Genomic DNA, 16,520 nt, shown 5'->3' on the forward strand with positions numbered 1-16,520 from the left:
TGCGTAAGCAATATTCGCGAAAGGACGATCCATGAGTTTTGCAGACCAGCTGTCGGCACTGGGCGTGACCCTGCCCGATGCGCCCGCCCCGGCGGCAAACTATGTGCCTTACGTGCAGGTTGGGAATATCCTTTACGTCTCCGGCCAGATTTCCAATGGGCCGGATGGTTTTATCCTTGGAAAGCTGGGCGCCGACATGACTGTCGAGCAGGGGGCAGATGCGGCAAAATCCTGTGCCATCAGCCTGCTCGCCCAGGTCAAGGCGGCCTGCGGTGGCGATATCGAGCGGTTGGTTCGGGTCATCAAGCTGACCGGTTTTGTCAATTCCACCGAAGATTTCACCGATCAGCCCAAGGTCATCAATGGCGCCTCCGACTTTCTGGTTGCGGCGCTGGGGGACGCGGGGCGGCATGCCCGTTCCGCGGTTTCGGCGCCTTCGCTGCCGTTGGGCGTTGCGGTCGAAATCGAAGGCATCTTCGAAATCAAATGACCCTGCCGCGCGCATTCCACTCTACCCCTATCGCACACAGGGGCCTTCACGATGTGAACGCCGGGCTGCCTGAAAACAGCCGGGCATCCATCCGCGCGGCCATTGCGGCGGGTTACGGGATCGAAATTGACCTGCAGTTGAGCGCGGATCATGCGGCAATGGTCTTTCATGACTATGCGCTGGACCGTCTGTCGGTGGCGTCAGGGGCCCTGCGGTTGCGCAAGGCCGAAGAACTGGCACAGATCCAGTTGAAAGGCGGCGACGAGGGGATACCGCCCCTGCGGGAAATCCTTGATCTGGTGGCGGGGCAGGTGCCGCTCCTGATCGAACTGAAAGATCAGGATGGCGGTATGGGCCAGGACATCGGGCCATTGGAAGCGGCGGCGGCCGAGGGCCTAGCAGGCTATGTCGGCCCGGTTGCAGTGATGTCCTTCAATCCGCATTCGGTGGCGCGAATGGCTGAACTGCTGCCCGAGGTGCCCCGTGGCATCGTGACCAGCGCCTACCGGTATGAAGACTGGCCATTGCCGCGCGCCACCTGCGATACGCTGCGCGAAGTGCCGGATTTCGACCGGGTCGGCGCGTCATTCATCAGCCATGAGGTCGACGATCTCGCACGTCCCCGCGTGGCAGAGATCAAGGCGAAGGGCGCGATGATCTGCTGCTGGACGATTCGCGATGCGGCGCAGGAGGCATGGGCGCGCAGGGTCGCGGATAATATCACCTTTGAAGGGTATTCACCGGCCATTCCCGCTTGATCCGGCGCGTGCCCGGACCAGATTAAAGGGCAGGCAGGGCAATAGGCATGAGCGCACAAGAGATTGAAATCAGGGTGGTTCCCCACCTGTCCGAGATCGGGCAGGCCGATTGGGATGCCTGCGCCTGCCCCGAAACCGGCGATGGCGGCGCGCCATACGACCCCTTCACGACCTACCGTTTCCTGTCTGCGCTGGAGGAAAGCGGCAGTGTCGGCGCCGGTACGGGATGGCAGCCCCAGTATCTGGCGGCCTCCGTGGCAGGGCAGGTCATCGCGGTTGCGCCGCTTTATGCGAAATCCCATTCGCAGGGCGAATACATTTTTGATCACAACTGGGCCCATGCCTATGAGCAGGCGGGTGGCCGGTATTATCCCAAGTTGCAGATCGCCGTGCCGCATACCCCCGCGACGGGCCGCCGGTTTCTCACCCGACCGGGGTTCGAAGAGATGGGGCTGGCGGCCCTGGTGCAGGGGGCGGTGCAACTGACGGAAAACAATGGCCTGTCTTCGCTGCATGTCACCTTTTGCACCGGCAATGAGGTTGCCAGGGCAGAGGCGTTGGGCATGATGGTGCGCAAATCGCAGCAATTCCACTGGCGCAACGAGGGTTATGCGGATTTCGACGACTTCCTCGCGGGGCTCAACTCCCGCAAGCGCAAGAACCTGCGCAAGGAACGCGCGCAGGCACAGGGGTTCGGCGGCACGATCCGGACCTTTGCCGGTGACGACCTGCGGCCAGAACACTGGGACGCGTTCTGGCAGTTCTACCAGGACACGGGGGCGCGCAAATGGGGTTCACCTTACCTGACGCGCCGGTTCTTCGATCTGGCCCAGGAAACCCTGCGCGACGACATGGTACTGGTGCTGGCAGAGCGCGAGGGACGATGGGTCGCCGGAGCGCTGAACTTTGTCGGACGGCATGCGCTTTACGGGCGCTATTGGGGGTGTATCGAACATCATCCCTGCCTGCACTTCGAACTGTGCTATTATCAGGCGATGGATATCGCCATCGCGCGCGGTCTGAAAACCGTCGAGGCGGGGGCACAGGGCGAACACAAACTGGCGCGCGGCTATCTGCCGACCCCGACCTGGTCCCTGCACTGGATGCGCGATGCGGGTTTCGCCCGCGCGGTCGAGAACTATCTACAGGCCGAACGGGAAGCGGTGGATCATGAAATTGAAGTGCTGACCGAATACGGCCCGTTCAAACACGTTCAGATAGAGGAACAGCAATGACCGAGAAACTCAGTGAAGAGACACGCCACACCGTGCTGCAACCCTTGTTCGACAGTGGCTGGGAGGTGACCGAAGGCCGCGATGCCATCCGCAAGACATTTGTCTTTCAGAACTTCGTGGAGGCATTCGGTTGGATGACGCGGGTGGCCATCTGGGCCGAAAAATGGGATCACCACCCCGAATGGGACAATGTGTACAAGACCGTGAATGTAACGCTGACCACACATGACGTGGACAGCCTGACCACGCTGGACGCGAAACTGGCCCGCAAGATGGATGGATTATACGGGATCGAAAAGGACCGAGTGGACAGGGACTGATGGATAAAGAGTTGAATAATTTTCTGAATACCGAGATCTGGAATGGCAAATCGCTTGCCGATCTCTTGACGCTAGAGTTTCTGGCAAGCACCGCAGGCTCTATCCTGGGTGCGATTGCCATTCTGCTGGCGGGCTGGATTATCTCCAGTTGGTTGCAACGCCGGGTCCAGAACCTGGGCAAGAGGAACCGGCACCTGGACGAGATGCTGTTCGATTTTCTGGCGTCCATCGTGCGCTATGTGGTCCTGGGTTTCGCGGTCCTGTTCGTGCTTAATACCTTCGGGGTGCAGACCACTTCGGTTGTTGCGCTCATTGGTGCCGCCGGTCTGGCGATCGGCCTGGCGCTGCAGGGGACGCTGTCCAATGTTGCCGCCGGTGTCATGCTGATCCTGTTTCGCCCGATCAAGATCGGTGATTTTGTGGAGGTCGCCGGAAAGATGGGGACGGTCAAGCAGATCAACCTGAACTTCACAGAGCTTGCCGATCTGTCGAATGTCCATGTCATCGTGCCGAATTCACAGGTCTGGGGCAATGTGATCGACAATTATTCGGTCAATCCGACCCGGCGCGCCGAATGGACTTTCGGGGTGGGCTATGGTGCGAATCTCAAGGATGCTGAAACCATCATTCGCGACACCATCATGGCGGATGCACGGGCAAAGACCGAACCCGCCCCTTTCGTTCAGGTCACGAACCTGGGCGACAGTTCCGTCGATTTCCTGGTGCGGGTCTGGTGCGATGCCGGGGATTATTTCGGGTTCAGGGCCGATATGACCCGTCAGGTCAAAGAGGCGCTGGATGCCGGTGGCGTCGATATTCCGTTCCCGACGCGGACATTGTACCAGGCAAGCTGAACAGCGCTTGCCGGGAAAAGGCCGGGCCCCTCGATCAGAGGCCCGGCCTTTCAAGTTTAAGGCGGGGCGCTTTGGTTCTTACATGCTGGCCAGCAGGCCCTCGCCGCCCGACACGTCGCAGACACCAGAGTTTTCCTCGGGCTGGAACAGGGTGACCTTGCCGTTTTCGACCAGCATCGCATAACGCTTGGACCGTGCGACCAGCCCGGCGGGCGGCGCGTCGAAATCCATGCCGATGGCCTTGGTGAATTCCGACGTGGCATCGGCCAGCATGGTGATCCCGGCTTCGGTCGCGCCGGTCGCCTCACCCCAGGCTTTCATCACAAAGGGGTCATTGCAGGAAATGCAGATGATCTCATCCACGCCTTTGGCGTCGAACTGGTCCTTGGTGCGCACAAAGCTGGGCACATGGGCGGAATGGCATGTGGGCGTGAAGGCACCGGGTACAGCGAAGATCACCACCTTGCGCCCCGCGACCTTGTCGGACATCTTTACCGGCGCCGGCCCTTCCGCACCCATCTGGACAAGGGTTGCGTCGGGCAGTGCGTCGCCTGTTGAAATTGTCATTGGCTGGGCCTTTCGTGTGATTGTGTTTATTCCTCGCAACCATATAGGTTTCCCCAATCGGCGCGACCAGAATAATCGGAAGGAATGACCATGGGACATGTGATAGTTGTGGGGGCGGGGCAAGCTGGTTCGTCCTGCGTTGCCAAGCTGCGCAATGGCGGGTTTGACGGTGAGGTGACCCTGATCGGCGCAGAGCCGGTGCCGCCCTACCAGCGCCCGCCCCTCAGCAAGGCCTATCTGATGGGCGACATGTCCCTTGAGCGTCTGTTCCTGCGGCCCGAAGCATTCTATGCCGACAACCGCGTTACGTTGCGCATGGGAACCGAGATTAAAAGCGTCGACACCGCGGCGCGCACCGTGACCCTGTCCGGTGAAACGCTGTCATATGACGAATTGGTGCTGACCACCGGGTCCACCCCCAACAGGCTGCCAGCAGCGATCGGGGGCAATCTGGAGGGCGTCTTTGTCGTGCGTGATCTGGCGGATGTGGACGCGATGGCCCCCCGGTTCAAGCAGGGTGCGAAGGTTCTGATTGTCGGCGGTGGCTATATCGGGCTGGAGGCGGCATCGGTTGCCGCCAAGCTCGGGCTTGAGGTGGTTCTGGTGGAAATGGCCGACCGGATCTTGCAGCGGGTGGCGGCGCCTGAAACCTCCGATTTCTTTCGCGCGCTGCATCGCGGGCATGGTGTGGACATCCGCGAAGGCGTCGGGCTGGACAGATTGCTGGGCGAGGGTGCCGTGAGTGGCGCGCGGTTGACCGACGGCACCGAGATTGCGGCCGATTTTGTGATCGTTGGCGTCGGCATCCGGCCGGGCGTGGCGCTGGCGGAGGCTGCGGGCATCGAAATCGACAATGGCATCAAGGTAGATGCGCAGGGCCGCACCTCGGCCCCGCATGTCTGGGCGGCGGGTGATTGCACGTCTTTCCCCTACCGTGGCGGGCGCATTCGCCTGGAATCGGTTCCGAATGCCATCGACCAGGCAGAGGTGGTGGCAGAGAACATCATGGGTGCGGGCAAGGACTATGTTGCCAAACCGTGGTTCTGGTCTGATCAATATGATGTAAAACTCCAGATTGCGGGCCTGAATACCGGCTATGACCGGGTGGTGACCCGGCGTGTGGACGCAGATTCGGTCGGGTTCTGGTATTACCGGGGGGAGGAGCTGGTTGCGGTGGATGCGATGAACGATCCGCGCGGCTACATGGTGGGCAAGCGCCTGATCGAAGCAGGAAGATCGCCTGATCCCATGGCCATCGCCGACCCGGCAACCGACCTGAAGGCATTGCTAAAGGCGTGAGGATCATCGCGGGCAGATTTCGCGGCACCGCATTGACGGCTCTGGGCAAGGGGGACGCGGCGGCGCATCTGCGGCCGACGTCGGATCGGGTGCGTGAGAGCCTGTTTTCCATGCTGACCCACCGCGATGTGATTGCGGGCGCGCATGTGCTTGACCTGTTTGCAGGGACCGGCGCGCTGGGGCTGGAGGCGCTTTCCCGCGGTGCGCAGGAGGTTTGTTTTGTCGAGAATGGCCGCGTGGGCCAGCGGTTGATATCCCAGAACATCCAGAAGCTGAGGGTTGCGGAGGAGGTGAAACTCATGCGCGACGACGCGACCCGGCTTGGGGCCTGGCCCAACGCACCCTTCGATCTGGTGTTTCTTGACCCGCCTTATGGCAAGGGGATGGGCGAACTGGCTCTGACCGCTGCCCACGCGGGGGGATGGCTGGCCGCTGAGGCCACCATCGTCTGGGAAGAAAGCGCACCGATGATTGCCCCGAATGGCTTTGCGCCGCTGGACAATCGCCGGTTCGGGGATACCCATGTGACGCTTTTGCGCCACGCGGGATAGGGTCAGGCGGCGCGGATCGCTGCCGCCAGTCGTTTGATGCCTTCGCTGATCTTTGCATCGTCCGCCAGGGAGAAGGCCAGCCGCAGGGTGTTCGCCCCGGACCTGTCGGCAAAGAAGGCCTGACCGGGCACAAAGGCCACGCGCTGGGTTTCCAGCGAAACACGCAACAGGTCGGCGCCGTCCATGTGTTTTGGCAGCGTGATCCAGACGAACATGCCGCCTTCCGGTTTGGTCCATGTCACGCCATCGGGCATATGGGTTTCCAGCGCCGCCAGCATCGCATCACGTCGCGCGGCGTAGGTCCGGCGCAGCTTGGCGGTGTGATCGGCAAAGACACTGCGCGCGACGGTATTGATCGCCATCTGGTTGATGGTCGAGGAATGCAGGTCGGCGGCTTGCTTCATCAGAACAAGGCGGCTGATGACATCGGCAGCACCGCAAACCCAGCCGACCCGCAGTCCCGGTGCCAGGGATTTGGAAAAGCTGCCACAATAGAGTGTCCGGCAGTCTTCGATGGTTCCCTTGCGGGCAACTTCCAATGCCAGCATCGGCGGGATCGGATCACCATCGTAGCGCAGCACCTGATAGGCGGCGTCTTCGATCACCGCGATGTCCATCTCGTCCGCAAGGTCAAGGATGCTCTGGCGCGCGGCAAGGTCCAGCGTTTCACCGGTCGGGTTGGCAAAATCGACGGAGGCATAGGCGAACTTCACCCGTCCGCCCTGCGCGCTGGCTGCCTCGGCATAATCCGATGCGGACCGGTTCCCACGCGGGATCAGGCGGTCGTAATTGGGTTCATAGGCGTTGAACGCCCCCAGCGCACCAAGGTAGGTCGGCCAACCGATCAGCGCGGTGTCACCGGGCGACAGCATCAGCTTGCCCAGGTAGTCCAGCGCCTGTTGCGAGCCGGATGTGATCAGCACGTTGTCGCGGGTACAGGGCACGCCCAGCGCCTCCATCTGGGTGACGATCCAGTCACGCAGGGGCGCGTATCCTTCGGAAACCGAATACTGCAGGGCGGCGCTGGCGTTTTCAGGGGACAGGGCATCGGCCAGGGCCGATTTGAAGGCTTCGGTCGGAAACAGCGCCGGGTCGGGAATACCGCCGGCAAAAGAGATGATGTCGGGCTGATCCAGCAGTTTGAGCAACTCGCGGATTTCGCTGGCCTTCATGCGGTCCATGCGCGTCGCGAAAATATCGTGCCAATCCATGATGGGTCCCTCCCTTTTTGGGGACGTAACCACGAAACCAAATCTATGGCAATAGTTCTTACCTAAATGGCGGGATAGTTGCCGGGCCCGGGGGTTGGGCGCAGACGGGTCAGCGTTCGGATTTTCCTGGGTGCGTCCGGGTAAATCAGGGGCGGTTCGGACAAATGGACAGTTTGGCCCAAAACCCCGCCAGCAGGCAAAAGCTGCAAAGGCTCCGCTTCCGTGCTATTTTCCCCGCATGATGGATTTGACATTGCCACGCTGGGCCCTGCCCTTGTTTCAGACAAGGGCCAATGACCGCACCGCGCCTGTCCGCACTCCGGCGGGCCCCGCGATCTTCATCACCGATGCGATCACACCTGTCGCGGGGGAGACCCTGCTCAGCCTGCTGATGAAGCAGATGGCAGAAGCGGAAGACAACCCGGAGGGTTAGCCGCCATATGTCGGATGAAACATGTTCGATGGCGACAGGGTAAAGATCTCGACCCCATCTTCCGTCACGCCGACAGAATGCTCAAACTGTGCGGACAGGGATTTGTCCCGTGTCACGGCTGTCCAGTCGTCGGACAGGGTCTTGGTCTCGGCCCGGCCCAGATTCACCATGGGTTCGATGGTAAAGAACATGCCCGGTTCAAGGATCGCGCCGGTGCCGGGTCTGCCGTAATGCAGCACGTTGGGCGGCGCATGAAAGACGCGGCCCAGCCCGTGCCCGCAGAAATCCGTGACCACCGACATGCGCTGCGCCTCGACGTAGGATTGGATCGCATGGCCAATGTCGCCAAAGGTGTTGCCGGGTTTCACGACCCCGATGCCGCGCATCAGGCTGTCATGTGTGACCTCGATCAACCGCTCCGCCTTGCGGGGCAGCTTGCCCGCGACATACATGCGCGACGTGTCCCCAAACCAGCCATCGACGATCACGGTCACGTCGATGTTCAGGATATCACCGTCCTTCAGTTTCTTGTCACCGGGAATGCCGTGGCAGACCACATGGTTTACACTGATGCAGGAGGCATGTTGATACCCCTTGTAGCCGATGGTCGCTGATTTCGCGCCGGCCGCATTGACCTTTTCCTCGATGATGCGGTCAATCTCGCCGGTTGTCTGGCCGACGAACACATGTTCGGCAATCTCATCCAGGATGGTTGCCGCAAGCCGCCCGGCCGCGTGCATTCCGGCAAAATCCGACGGGTCGTAGATGCGGATGCCGTCCCTTGTGACGCGGCCACGGTGCTGTTCGTTCACCGGCTTCTCCATGATGATACCATTCTCATTTCCAACGATATTTAACCCGTGGGGCAGCGCAATGCCAGAGGGGCGGCCAAAGTGACGCTTTCCGGGCTGATATGGGTGCCGAGACACAGCGTTTCCACCCCGGCCCGGGTCGCCGCCGCATGGGCCGCAGCATAGGCAGGGTCAATATCCGCGGCCATTGTAACATCTGTGCAATCGGTACGCTGCACCAGATAAAGCAATACGGCACGATGGCCATCGCGTGCCATTTGCGCAAGTTCGTCCAGGTGCCTCGCACCCCTTGCGGTCACGCTGTCGGGGAACTCCGCCAGGCCCGGTGTTCGGCAAAGCGTGACCGATTTGACCTCGACATAGCAATCGGGGCGGTCTGCACCGGACAACAGGAAATCGACACGGGACTTTTCACCATATTTCACCTCGGCACGCAGGGCGCCATAACCTGCCAGCCCGGCAATCTCACCGGCCTCCAGCGCGGCTTTCACGGCCCGGTTTGGCAGGCTGGTATCGACGCCGGTGAAATGACCGTTCTCATGATCGACCAGCCGCCAGCCGAATTTGAGCTTTTTCTTCGGATCGTCGTTGGGCTCCAGCCAGATCTTGCTGCCGGGGTCGGAAAGCCCCATCATCGACCCGGGGTTGGCGCAATGGGCGGTGACCTCGCGCCCGTCCTCCAGCCTGCAATCGGCCAGGAACCTCTTGTAGCGTCGGATCAGCCGGGCGGGGACAAGTTGGGTTTGAAAGCGCATGGGGTGCGGCCTATACCGATCCTGAGATTGCCTCAAGGAGAACCCGATGCCAAACCCTACCGCCGCCATGATCGTCATCGGAGACGAGATTCTGTCGGGCCGAACGCGGGACAGCAACATGTACCATCTGGCGGGCAAGCTGGCGGAGGCGGGGATCGACCTGAAAGAAGTGCGCATGATCAGCGATGACCATGATGCAATTGTCGGCGCTGTGCGGGAGGTGTCAGCCCGATACGATCATGTCTTTACCAGCGGCGGCATTGGCCCCACCCATGATGACATCACGGCCGACAGCATTGCCGCGGCCTTTGGCCGGGGGATCGACGTGCGCGACGATGCCCGCGCCATCCTTGCCGCGCATTATGCCAAATCCGGGACCGAGCTGAATGCCGCGCGCCTGCGCATGGCGCGTATTCCCGACGGGGCGGCACTGATCGAAAACCCGGTTTCTGCCGCGCCCGGTTTCAAACTTGAGAATGTGCATGTCATGGCGGGAGTGCCCAGCGTCTTTCACGCCATGGTCGAATCCGTCCTGCCCGGCCTGACCGGTGGTGCCCCGCTGATCAGCCGCAGCCTGCGCGTTGACCGGGGCGAGGGGGACATAGCCGAACCGCTGGGCGCATTGGCCAGGGCCTATCCGATGTTGTCGATGGGGTCCTACCCGTTCCAGAAAGACGGCAAATACGGCGCGCATGTCGTGATCCGGGGCAGTGATGCCGTGGCCGTCGATGCAGCGCTGGTTGAGCTGAAGGCGGCCTTTCCATGACACCTGAAACGGCACGGTTCTTCGAGGTCTGCGACCGGACATGGCCCGCCGCGCGGCGTTTCGATCACGGGGCCTGGACATTGCGGGAGGGGCAGGGCGGCGGCAAGCGCGTCTCTGCCGCGACAGCGCGCGGTCAGGTTGCTGTCGCCGACATCGAAGATGCCGAAACCGCGATGCGCGCGCTGGAACAGACCCCTTTGTTCATGATTCGCAACGGGGATGAGGCGCTTGACGGGATGCTTGAGGCGCGCGGTTACCGGGTTGTCGATCCGGTTGTCATCTACAGCCTGCCGATCGAGCGGTTGACCGATGTGCCGATCCCGCGGGTGACCGCTTTCAACATCTGGGAGCCGCTGGCCATCATGCGTGAGATCTGGGCGCAGGGCGGGGTCGGTCCTGCGCGTATTCAGGTGATGGAACGCGCCGAGGAGAAGACGGCGGTCCTCTCCCGTTGGAAGGAAATGCCCGCCGGTGTCGCCTTTGCCGCGATCCATGACGGCATCTGCATGGTTCACGCGGTCGAGGTTCTGCCCCATCAGCGGCGGCAGGGGGTCGCCGGGTGGATGATGCGGCGTGCCGCCTTCTGGGCGCAGGCGCGGGGCGCGACGCAGATGGCGGTGCTCTGCGTGGTGCAGAATGCAGGCGCAAACGCGCTTTATCGGGCTATGGGCTTCACCGAGCAAGGACGCTACCATTATCGTCAATCCCCGGAGTAGAGGAGACTTTCGTGGCTGACACATCCCCAACCGCACTGGACCTGCCCATGGTCCAGCCCTTGCCAGAGCAGACGCAGAAGTATTTCGATGTCTGCATGGACAAACTGGGGATGATCCCCAATGTGCTGCGCGCCTATGCCTTCGACATCGACAAGCTGAACGCCTTTACCGCGATGTATAACGACCTGATGCTGGGCGACAGCGCCCTCACCAAGCTTGAGCGCGAGATGATCGCGGTGGCGGTGTCCTCGGTCAACAAATGCTACTATTGCCTCGTTGCCCACGGGGCGGCGGTGCGGCAATTGTCGGGGGACCCTGAACTGGGCGAGGCGCTGGTGATGAACTACAAGGTTGCCAGGATCGACGCGCGGCAGATGGCGATGCTGGACTTTTCCGTCAAGCTGACCCGCGAGAGCGCCGCCGTGGTCGAGGCGGACCGGCAAGTGCTGCGCGACCACGGTTTTTCCGACCGCGATATCTTTGATATTGCCAGTGTCGCGGGGTTCTTCAACATGACCAACCGCGTAGCGAGCGGTACGGACATGCGGCCAAACGCCGAATATCACGCACAGGCGCGATGATCCTCCGGGCGCTGGTTCTGGGCTGTTTTCTGGTCGGTCCGGCGGCGGCCCTGGAACTTTCCCTGCCTGCCGCGGCGCGACTGACGGCCGAACGCAACACCGGGCCTGACAGGTATTCCGCCCCGGCGGGCATTTTCCGCAATGGCCAGGTTGTCACGCTTGAGGTCGAGGGCGACGTGCACCGTGCCGCCTGGCGGTTGAGCCAGCAAGGGCTGACACCGCTGCAACTGGTCCGCCCCCTGCGGCGGCAATTGGTCGACGCCGGATACGAGATATTGCTGGATTGCGCGTCGCAGACCTGCGGCGGCTTCGATTTCCGCTTTGCCACGGAAACGCTGCCGGGGCCGAACATGTACGTCAACATCCGGGCCTATCATTTCATCACCGCTGTGCGCCCCTCTGTCGCGGCTCCGCAGGAGGTGCTGACGATCCTTGCGAGCACTGCGGCAAACTCGGCCTATCTGCAGATCATCCGCGCGGGCGAGGTAAGCGATGACGAGGTGGTGACCGATGCGCCGGTGCCTATTGCCCCGGCAGCGCAGGTCGAGAACGATCTGGGCAACCGGCTGATACAGCAGGGCCATGCCGTGTTGCGGGATCTCGAATTCGCGACCGGGGCCTCTGACCTCAACGACGGCAGCTATGCATCGCTGCAAACTCTGGCTGAGGTGCTGGAGGCGCGGCCAGAGCTGCGCATCGCACTTGTCGGACATACGGATTCGGTTGGCGGGCTGGACGGCAATATCGCGCTCAGCCAGCGCCGCGCACAATCCGTGCGCCGGCGCATGATCGACAGCTACGGGATCGACGGTGCAAGGATGGAGGCTGAAGGGATGGGATACCTCGCGCCCATTGCGAGCAATCTTGATGAAACAGGCCGCGAGGAAAACCGCAGGGTTGAGGTGATCGTGCTGGGAGAGTGAGCCGAAGACAGAAAAAACCCCGACACCTTGAAAGTGCCGGGGGAGTTCACCGAGGGAGGTTGGTGTTCGTAATTCTGTGGCTGCTCACCAGTCGTTGGGGCCCTTGTCGGCAAAGGCATGCACCAGAAAGTCGATGAAGGCGCGCACCTTGGGCTGGGTGAACCGGCCCGGCGGATAGACGGCGTAGATGCCCTGGGTCTCAAGCGGCAAATCGGGGATCGCATCTTCGATCAGCCCTTTTTCCATCGCGTCGGAGTAAAGGAAGCTGGGCAGGTAGGCGATGCCAAGGCCCGAGATCGCCGCATTCAGCAGGGATTGCCCGTCGTTGACCGACAGCCAGCCCGCGGTGCGCACCTGCCGTTTTTCGCCCGACGGGGCGGTCAGTTTCCAGACGTTGCCGCTGGACTGGTTGGAATAATGCAGCAGCTTGTGGTCGTTCAGATCGTCAATCTTTTCCGGCCGCCCATAGGTTTCGAAATACTTCGGGCTTGCGATCATGCGCTTTGTGGTTTCGGTCAGCTTGCGCGCACGCAATGTGCTGTCCTCCAGCTCTCCGATGCGCACGGCCATGTCGAAACCTTCGCTGATCAGTTCGACGTAACGGTTGTTGAGCACCATGTTCACGGTGATATCCGGGAAATCCTTGAGGAAATCCGACAGAGCCGGTGACAGGTGGTTCACGCCGAAATCGGTGGCAACCGAAATGCGCAGCAGGCCGGAGGGCGCGGATTGCATCGAGGTGACAAGGGCATCCGCCTCGCCCGCATCGTTCAGCACGCGACGTGCCCGGTCATAATAGGCAAGGCCGATTTCTGTGGGGGACACGCGGCGTGTGGTCCGGTTCAGCAGGCGCGCGCCCAGCCGCGCTTCAAGGGACGAGACGTGTTTTGACACAGCGGATTTGGAGATCCCCATTTTCTTGGCGGCATCGGTAAAGCCTCCCTGGTCCACCACGGTGGCGAATGCTTCCATTTCTGTCAGGCGGTCCATACAAGGGTTCCTCGTCCTCTTAGTTTCAAGGACCGTGTATGCTGTTCAATTTAGGCAAGATCGCGGCAGGGATGGGACAGTTGCAAGGTCTTTGCAGGAATCGTTGATGGCAGGGAAACGACGGAACAGTCTGTTTCTGCCTGTGATCAGAACCAGCGCACCAGCTTGAGAAGGGCAACCATGATGGCGCCCAGTCCCAGCATAGACAGGCTAAGGATGGCAAAGGCGCTGGGTGATCCCACACCCGGCATACCACCGACGTTGACCCCGAAGAGCCCGGTCAGAAAGCCCAAAGGCAAAAAGATGGCAGCGGCCACGGATAGTACATAGCTGTGCCGCGCCTGCCTCTGGGCGATATTCCCGTCATGTTCTTCCTGAACGGAGATCAGGCGACCCTGCAGCTCGTCAAGTTCTTCCACCGCAATCGCGGCCCGGTTTGCAAGTTCGCGCAAACCCAGGCTGACAGTTTCCGGAATCAAGGGCAGGTCAAGTGTCGCGAGTTTGCTGAGTGCGGCGCGTTGCGGCTCCAGGTAACGACGCAGGCGAATGACGCTCCGACGGTTTTCCGGCAGGTCCCGGGGCATCGGTGTGTTCTTGTCCTCCAGCGCGATTTCATAGTGATCCGTGCGCGCGTCGATCGTGGCCACATGCTGATCCACCCGGTCGGTCAGCCCTTCGATCAGGGTTTCAAGGAACTTAGCCGTGCTGACCGGGGCTTGCTGAGCCTCTGCATTCCGGCGGATTGCGTCGATGGCAAAGACCTTGTTGCGGCGGACGGTGATCAGCACGTCCTCATCAGCGTAGATGCGGACCGACACCATCTCGTCCGCATCCTGTCCTGCGTTCAGGTTAATGCCCCGAAGGTTCAGGATCAGCCCGCCCTCGAAGCGGTCGCATCTTGGCCGTGTCTTGGGTTGGATCAGGGCACCACCCGGAATGCTGTGCAGGTGTTCTCTGGTCCAGGCCTCAAGCAGTGGATCGGACAGGTCGAAATGCCACCACCGGAAAACCCCGCCGCCGGTCAGATTGTTGTCCTGCGGCACTGTGGTCGTACCGTCCTCGGCAATATCGAAAACACAGATCGGCATTGGCGGTCCCTCGTTACCCGGGCTTGAGTCTGCACCCGGCAGCCCTTGCCCGCAAGGTGTAGTCGCACCCGGTTCAGAGTGTCGCCGCCAGTCTTGTCCCCTGATTGATCGCGCGTTTTGCATCCAGTTCCGCCGCAACATCCGCGCCGCCAATGACATGGCAGGTCTTGCCCTTGGCCTCCAGCGCATCGGCCAGCGACCGGTCCGAAAGCTGCCCTGCGCAAAGCACGATTGTATCAGCCGCGATCAGGGTCGGGTTTTCACGTGCCTCGCCAAAGCTGATGTGCAGCCCTTCCGCGTCGATCTTTTCATAGTTTATGCCTGCGATCATCCTGACCTGTTTCATGGTCAGTGAGGCACGGTGAATCCAGCCTGTGGTCTTGCCCAGGCCCTTGCCGACCTTGCTGGTCTTGCGTTGCAGCATGGTGACCTCACGGGCGGGGGCGTCGGGCTGGGGGCCTTCCGGGGCAAGACCCGCGCGATGCTGCGCCGGGTCGGTCACACCCCATTCACGCATCCATTCGGGCAAGTTCAGCGTTGTACTTTCGCCGTCGTGGACAAGGTGTTCGGACACGTCAAAGCCGATGCCTCCCGCGCCGATGACCGCCACCCGCTGCCCTGCCTTTGCGGTGCCGTTCAGCACGTCGATATAGCTGACGACATTGCCGCTGTTCTGGCCCGGGATCTGCGGGTCGCGGGGGATGACACCGGTGGCGATGATCACTTCGTCAAAACCGTCCAGATCGTTGGCAGAGACCTCTGTGCCGAGTTCAACCGTGATCCCATGGAATGCGACCATGGTGCGATACCAGTCGACAAAGCCCCAGAATTCCTCCTTGCCCGCGACCTGCTTGGCCAGGTTCAACTGGCCGCCGATCTCTGACGCGCGGTCAAAGATGGTCACGGCATGACCGCGCTCCGCCGCGGTGATGGCGGCCGACAGGCCCGCCGGCCCGGCCCCCACAACGGCGATGGATTTTGGCGTCGCGGCCTTTTCGAGGGTCAGTTCGGTTTCATAACAGGCGCGCGGATTGACCAGGCAGGTTGAAATCTTGCCGCCAAAGGTATGGTCCAGGCAGGCCTGGTTGCAGGCGATGCAGGGTGCGATCCGGGCGGCATGCCCCTCCATCGCCTTTTTCACGAAATCGGCATCCGCCAGCATGGGGCGGGCCAGGCTGACCATATCGGCGCAGCCGTCCGCCAGCACCTGTTCGGCGACGTCGGGCGTGTTGATCCGGTTGGAGGTGATCAGCGGGATGCCGACCTTGCCCATCAGCTTTTTCGTGACCCAGGCAAAGGCGGCACGCGGCACGGATGTCGCAATGGTCGGGATGCGCGCCTCGTGCCAGCCGATGCCGGTGTTGATGATGGTGGCACCTGCCTTTTCGATCTCCTGCGCCAGTTGCGCAACTTCGTCATAGGTCGATCCGTTCGGGATCAGGTCGATCATCGACAGGCGGTAGATGATGATGAAATCGGGACCAACCGTTTCGCGGACACGTTTGACCACCTCGATCGGCAGGCGCATCCGGTTTTCATAAGAGCCGCCCCATCGGTCGGTGCGTTTGTTGGTGTGGGTGACTAGGAACTGATTCAGGAAATAGCCTTCGGATCCCATCACCTCGACGCCATCATAGCCCGCGTCCCTGGCGCGCCCGGCGCAGGCTGCAATGTCGCTGATCTGCTTTTCGATGCCTTCCTCGTCCAGCTCCCTGGGGGCGAATATGGAAATGGGGGATTTGATCGCCGAAGGGGCGACGCAGTCGGGAGAGAATGCATAGCGGCCCGCGTGCAGAATCTGCATCGCGATCTTGCCGCCTGCCTCGTGCACCCGGCGGGTCACGATGCTGTGGTTCGACACGTCCTGATCGCTGATCATCATCGCCGCACCATGTGCGACGGAGCCTTCGGCGTTCGGGCCGATGCCGCCGGTGACCATCAGACCAACCTCGCCGCGTGCGCGCGTTGCGTAGAATTCCGCGACACGGTTCCAGTCGCCGGTTTCCTCAAGTCCCGTATGCATGGACCCCATCAGCACGCGGTTCTTCAGCGTGGTAAACCCAAGATCGAGAGGGGCGAGCATATGAGGGTAGCTGGACATGGAAAATCCTTTCTGGCTTGCGGGCACTTGTGCGCAAGAACACCCGATCCGGAGGCTTGTGTCACGGCAG

The 16,520-nt window shown here is 61.6% G+C and carries 19 protein-coding genes; 12 read left to right on the plus strand and 7 right to left on the minus strand.

Annotated elements, in window-relative coordinates; translation table 11 throughout:
• Positions 1-31 precede the first annotated feature (31 nt).
• The 5 genes from PVW51_RS04305 to PVW51_RS04325 are packed head-to-tail and all read left to right on the plus strand — an operon-like array spanning position 32 to position 3,657.
• A complete protein-coding gene (locus tag PVW51_RS04305) occupies positions 32-490 on the plus strand; it encodes a RidA family protein (RefSeq protein WP_114273764.1) in 459 nt (152 codons plus the stop codon).
• Positions 487-1,248 carry a glycerophosphodiester phosphodiesterase family protein gene (locus PVW51_RS04310; protein WP_274573730.1) on the plus strand — a complete coding sequence of 254 codons (762 nt, stop codon included), beginning with the start codon at positions 487-489 and terminating at the stop codon, positions 1,246-1,248. Before PVW51_RS04305 ends, PVW51_RS04310 begins: the two co-directional genes overlap by 4 nt.
• Positions 1,249-1,295: 47 nt before the next feature.
• Positions 1,296-2,483: a GNAT family N-acetyltransferase gene (locus PVW51_RS04315; protein WP_274573731.1), complete on the plus strand. Its 1,188-nt coding sequence runs from the start codon at positions 1,296-1,298 to the stop codon at positions 2,481-2,483.
• Positions 2,480-2,803 (plus strand): 4a-hydroxytetrahydrobiopterin dehydratase, encoded by a 324-nt coding sequence (locus PVW51_RS04320; RefSeq protein WP_269366066.1) that lies wholly within the window; start codon positions 2,480-2,482, stop codon positions 2,801-2,803. The genes PVW51_RS04315 and PVW51_RS04320 overlap by 4 nt, the downstream gene beginning before the upstream one ends.
• Positions 2,803-3,657, plus strand: coding sequence for a mechanosensitive ion channel family protein (locus PVW51_RS04325; RefSeq protein ID WP_274573732.1), 855 nt, complete (start codon positions 2,803-2,805; stop codon positions 3,655-3,657). Before PVW51_RS04320 ends, PVW51_RS04325 begins: the two co-directional genes overlap by 1 nt.
• A gap of 78 nt (positions 3,658-3,735) precedes the next feature.
• Here PVW51_RS04325 and PVW51_RS04330 read toward each other — a convergent pair whose 3' ends face one another.
• Positions 3,736-4,224: a peroxiredoxin gene (locus tag PVW51_RS04330; protein WP_274573733.1), complete on the minus strand. Its 489-nt coding sequence runs from the start codon at positions 4,222-4,224 to the stop codon at positions 3,736-3,738.
• Positions 4,225-4,314: 90 nt separating this feature from the next.
• Between PVW51_RS04330 and PVW51_RS04335 the strand changes: the two genes are divergently transcribed.
• Positions 4,315-5,523, plus strand: a complete 1,209-nt coding sequence (locus PVW51_RS04335; RefSeq protein ID WP_274573734.1) for an NAD(P)/FAD-dependent oxidoreductase — start codon at positions 4,315-4,317, stop codon at positions 5,521-5,523.
• Positions 5,520-6,074: a 16S rRNA (guanine(966)-N(2))-methyltransferase RsmD gene (rsmD, locus tag PVW51_RS04340; RefSeq protein ID WP_274573735.1), complete on the plus strand. Its 555-nt coding sequence runs from the start codon at positions 5,520-5,522 to the stop codon at positions 6,072-6,074. Before PVW51_RS04335 ends, rsmD begins: the two co-directional genes overlap by 4 nt.
• A gap of 2 nt (positions 6,075-6,076) precedes the next feature.
• On the opposite strand, the gene PVW51_RS04345 is transcribed toward rsmD, so the two are convergent.
• Positions 6,077-7,285 (minus strand): aminotransferase-like domain-containing protein, encoded by a 1,209-nt coding sequence (locus tag PVW51_RS04345; protein ID WP_274573736.1) that lies wholly within the window; start codon positions 7,283-7,285, stop codon positions 6,077-6,079.
• 253 nt (positions 7,286-7,538) lie between these two features.
• On the opposite strand from PVW51_RS04345, the gene PVW51_RS04350 reads away from it, so the two are divergent.
• Positions 7,539-7,718: a hypothetical protein gene (locus PVW51_RS04350; RefSeq protein WP_274573737.1), complete on the plus strand. Its 180-nt coding sequence runs from the start codon at positions 7,539-7,541 to the stop codon at positions 7,716-7,718.
• Here the strand turns inward: PVW51_RS04350 and map are convergent.
• Both map and sfsA read right to left on the minus strand, forming a co-directional pair.
• The gene (gene map / locus PVW51_RS04355) at positions 7,715-8,542 is read right to left on the minus strand and encodes a type I methionyl aminopeptidase (protein WP_269366055.1); all 828 of its coding nucleotides are present in this window, start codon (positions 8,540-8,542) and stop codon (positions 7,715-7,717) included. The two genes, PVW51_RS04350 and map, sit on opposite strands and share 4 nt — an antisense overlap.
• A gap of 29 nt (positions 8,543-8,571) precedes the next feature.
• Positions 8,572-9,285 carry a DNA/RNA nuclease SfsA gene (gene sfsA / locus PVW51_RS04360; protein WP_274573738.1) on the minus strand — a complete coding sequence of 238 codons (714 nt, stop codon included), beginning with the start codon at positions 9,283-9,285 and terminating at the stop codon, positions 8,572-8,574.
• Between the two features lie 46 nt (positions 9,286-9,331).
• Between sfsA and PVW51_RS04365 the strand changes: the two genes are divergently transcribed.
• The 4 genes from PVW51_RS04365 to PVW51_RS04380 are packed head-to-tail and all read left to right on the plus strand — an operon-like array spanning position 9,332 to position 12,271.
• A complete protein-coding gene (locus PVW51_RS04365) occupies positions 9,332-10,051 on the plus strand; it encodes a competence/damage-inducible protein A (RefSeq protein WP_274573739.1) in 720 nt (239 codons plus the stop codon).
• Positions 10,048-10,767 (plus strand): GNAT family N-acetyltransferase, encoded by a 720-nt coding sequence (locus PVW51_RS04370; protein ID WP_274573740.1) that lies wholly within the window; start codon positions 10,048-10,050, stop codon positions 10,765-10,767. Before PVW51_RS04365 ends, PVW51_RS04370 begins: the two co-directional genes overlap by 4 nt.
• Before the next feature lie 11 nt (positions 10,768-10,778).
• On the plus strand, positions 10,779-11,348 hold the full coding sequence (locus PVW51_RS04375; RefSeq protein ID WP_114273750.1) for a peroxidase-related enzyme: 570 nt from the start codon (positions 10,779-10,781) through the stop codon (positions 11,346-11,348).
• The gene (locus tag PVW51_RS04380) at positions 11,345-12,271 is read left to right on the plus strand and encodes an OmpA family protein (protein ID WP_274573741.1); all 927 of its coding nucleotides are present in this window, start codon (positions 11,345-11,347) and stop codon (positions 12,269-12,271) included. Before PVW51_RS04375 ends, PVW51_RS04380 begins: the two co-directional genes overlap by 4 nt.
• Before the next feature lie 84 nt (positions 12,272-12,355).
• Here the strand turns inward: PVW51_RS04380 and PVW51_RS04385 are convergent, their stop codons facing one another.
• From PVW51_RS04385 to PVW51_RS04395, 3 genes are all read right to left on the minus strand, one after another.
• Complete coding sequence (locus PVW51_RS04385) at positions 12,356-13,261, minus strand: LysR family transcriptional regulator (RefSeq protein WP_269366047.1); 906 nt, start codon at positions 13,259-13,261, stop codon at positions 12,356-12,358.
• Positions 13,262-13,407: 146 nt separating this feature from the next.
• Complete coding sequence (locus tag PVW51_RS04390; RefSeq protein ID WP_269366045.1) at positions 13,408-14,349, minus strand: zinc transporter ZntB; 942 nt, start codon at positions 14,347-14,349, stop codon at positions 13,408-13,410.
• Between the two features lie 73 nt (positions 14,350-14,422).
• Entirely contained in the window at positions 14,423-16,450 is a 2,028-nt protein-coding gene (locus PVW51_RS04395) for an NADPH-dependent 2,4-dienoyl-CoA reductase (protein WP_274573742.1), read from the minus strand.
• Positions 16,451-16,520: the final 70 nt, after the last annotated feature.

It is taken from the genome of Sulfitobacter sp. PR48 (assembly GCF_028807335.1).
GTDB lineage: Bacteria > Pseudomonadota > Alphaproteobacteria > Rhodobacterales > Rhodobacteraceae > Sulfitobacter.

Coding starts and splice junctions, on each gene's coding strand:
- PVW51_RS04305 (WP_114273764.1), top strand. CDS start 32: ATGAGTTTTGCAGACCAGCTGTCGGCACTGGGCGTGACCCTGCCCGAT.
- PVW51_RS04310 (WP_274573730.1), top strand. CDS start 487: ATGACCCTGCCGCGCGCATTCCACTCTACCCCTATCGCACACAGGGGC.
- PVW51_RS04315 (WP_274573731.1), top strand. CDS start 1,296: ATGAGCGCACAAGAGATTGAAATCAGGGTGGTTCCCCACCTGTCCGAG.
- PVW51_RS04320 (WP_269366066.1), top strand. CDS start 2,480: ATGACCGAGAAACTCAGTGAAGAGACACGCCACACCGTGCTGCAACCC.
- PVW51_RS04325 (WP_274573732.1), top strand. CDS start 2,803: ATGGATAAAGAGTTGAATAATTTTCTGAATACCGAGATCTGGAATGGC.
- PVW51_RS04330 (WP_274573733.1), bottom strand. CDS start 4,224: ATGACAATTTCAACAGGCGACGCACTGCCCGACGCAACCCTTGTCCAG.
- PVW51_RS04335 (WP_274573734.1), top strand. CDS start 4,315: ATGGGACATGTGATAGTTGTGGGGGCGGGGCAAGCTGGTTCGTCCTGC.
- PVW51_RS04345 (WP_274573736.1), bottom strand. CDS start 7,285: ATGGATTGGCACGATATTTTCGCGACGCGCATGGACCGCATGAAGGCC.
- map (WP_269366055.1), bottom strand. CDS start 8,542: ATGGAGAAGCCGGTGAACGAACAGCACCGTGGCCGCGTCACAAGGGAC.
- sfsA (WP_274573738.1), bottom strand. CDS start 9,285: ATGCGCTTTCAAACCCAACTTGTCCCCGCCCGGCTGATCCGACGCTAC.
- PVW51_RS04365 (WP_274573739.1), top strand. CDS start 9,332: ATGCCAAACCCTACCGCCGCCATGATCGTCATCGGAGACGAGATTCTG.
- PVW51_RS04370 (WP_274573740.1), top strand. CDS start 10,048: ATGACACCTGAAACGGCACGGTTCTTCGAGGTCTGCGACCGGACATGG.
- PVW51_RS04380 (WP_274573741.1), top strand. CDS start 11,345: ATGATCCTCCGGGCGCTGGTTCTGGGCTGTTTTCTGGTCGGTCCGGCG.
- PVW51_RS04385 (WP_269366047.1), bottom strand. CDS start 13,261: ATGGACCGCCTGACAGAAATGGAAGCATTCGCCACCGTGGTGGACCAG.
- PVW51_RS04390 (WP_269366045.1), bottom strand. CDS start 14,349: ATGCCGATCTGTGTTTTCGATATTGCCGAGGACGGTACGACCACAGTG.
- PVW51_RS04395 (WP_274573742.1), bottom strand. CDS start 16,450: ATGTCCAGCTACCCTCATATGCTCGCCCCTCTCGATCTTGGGTTTACC.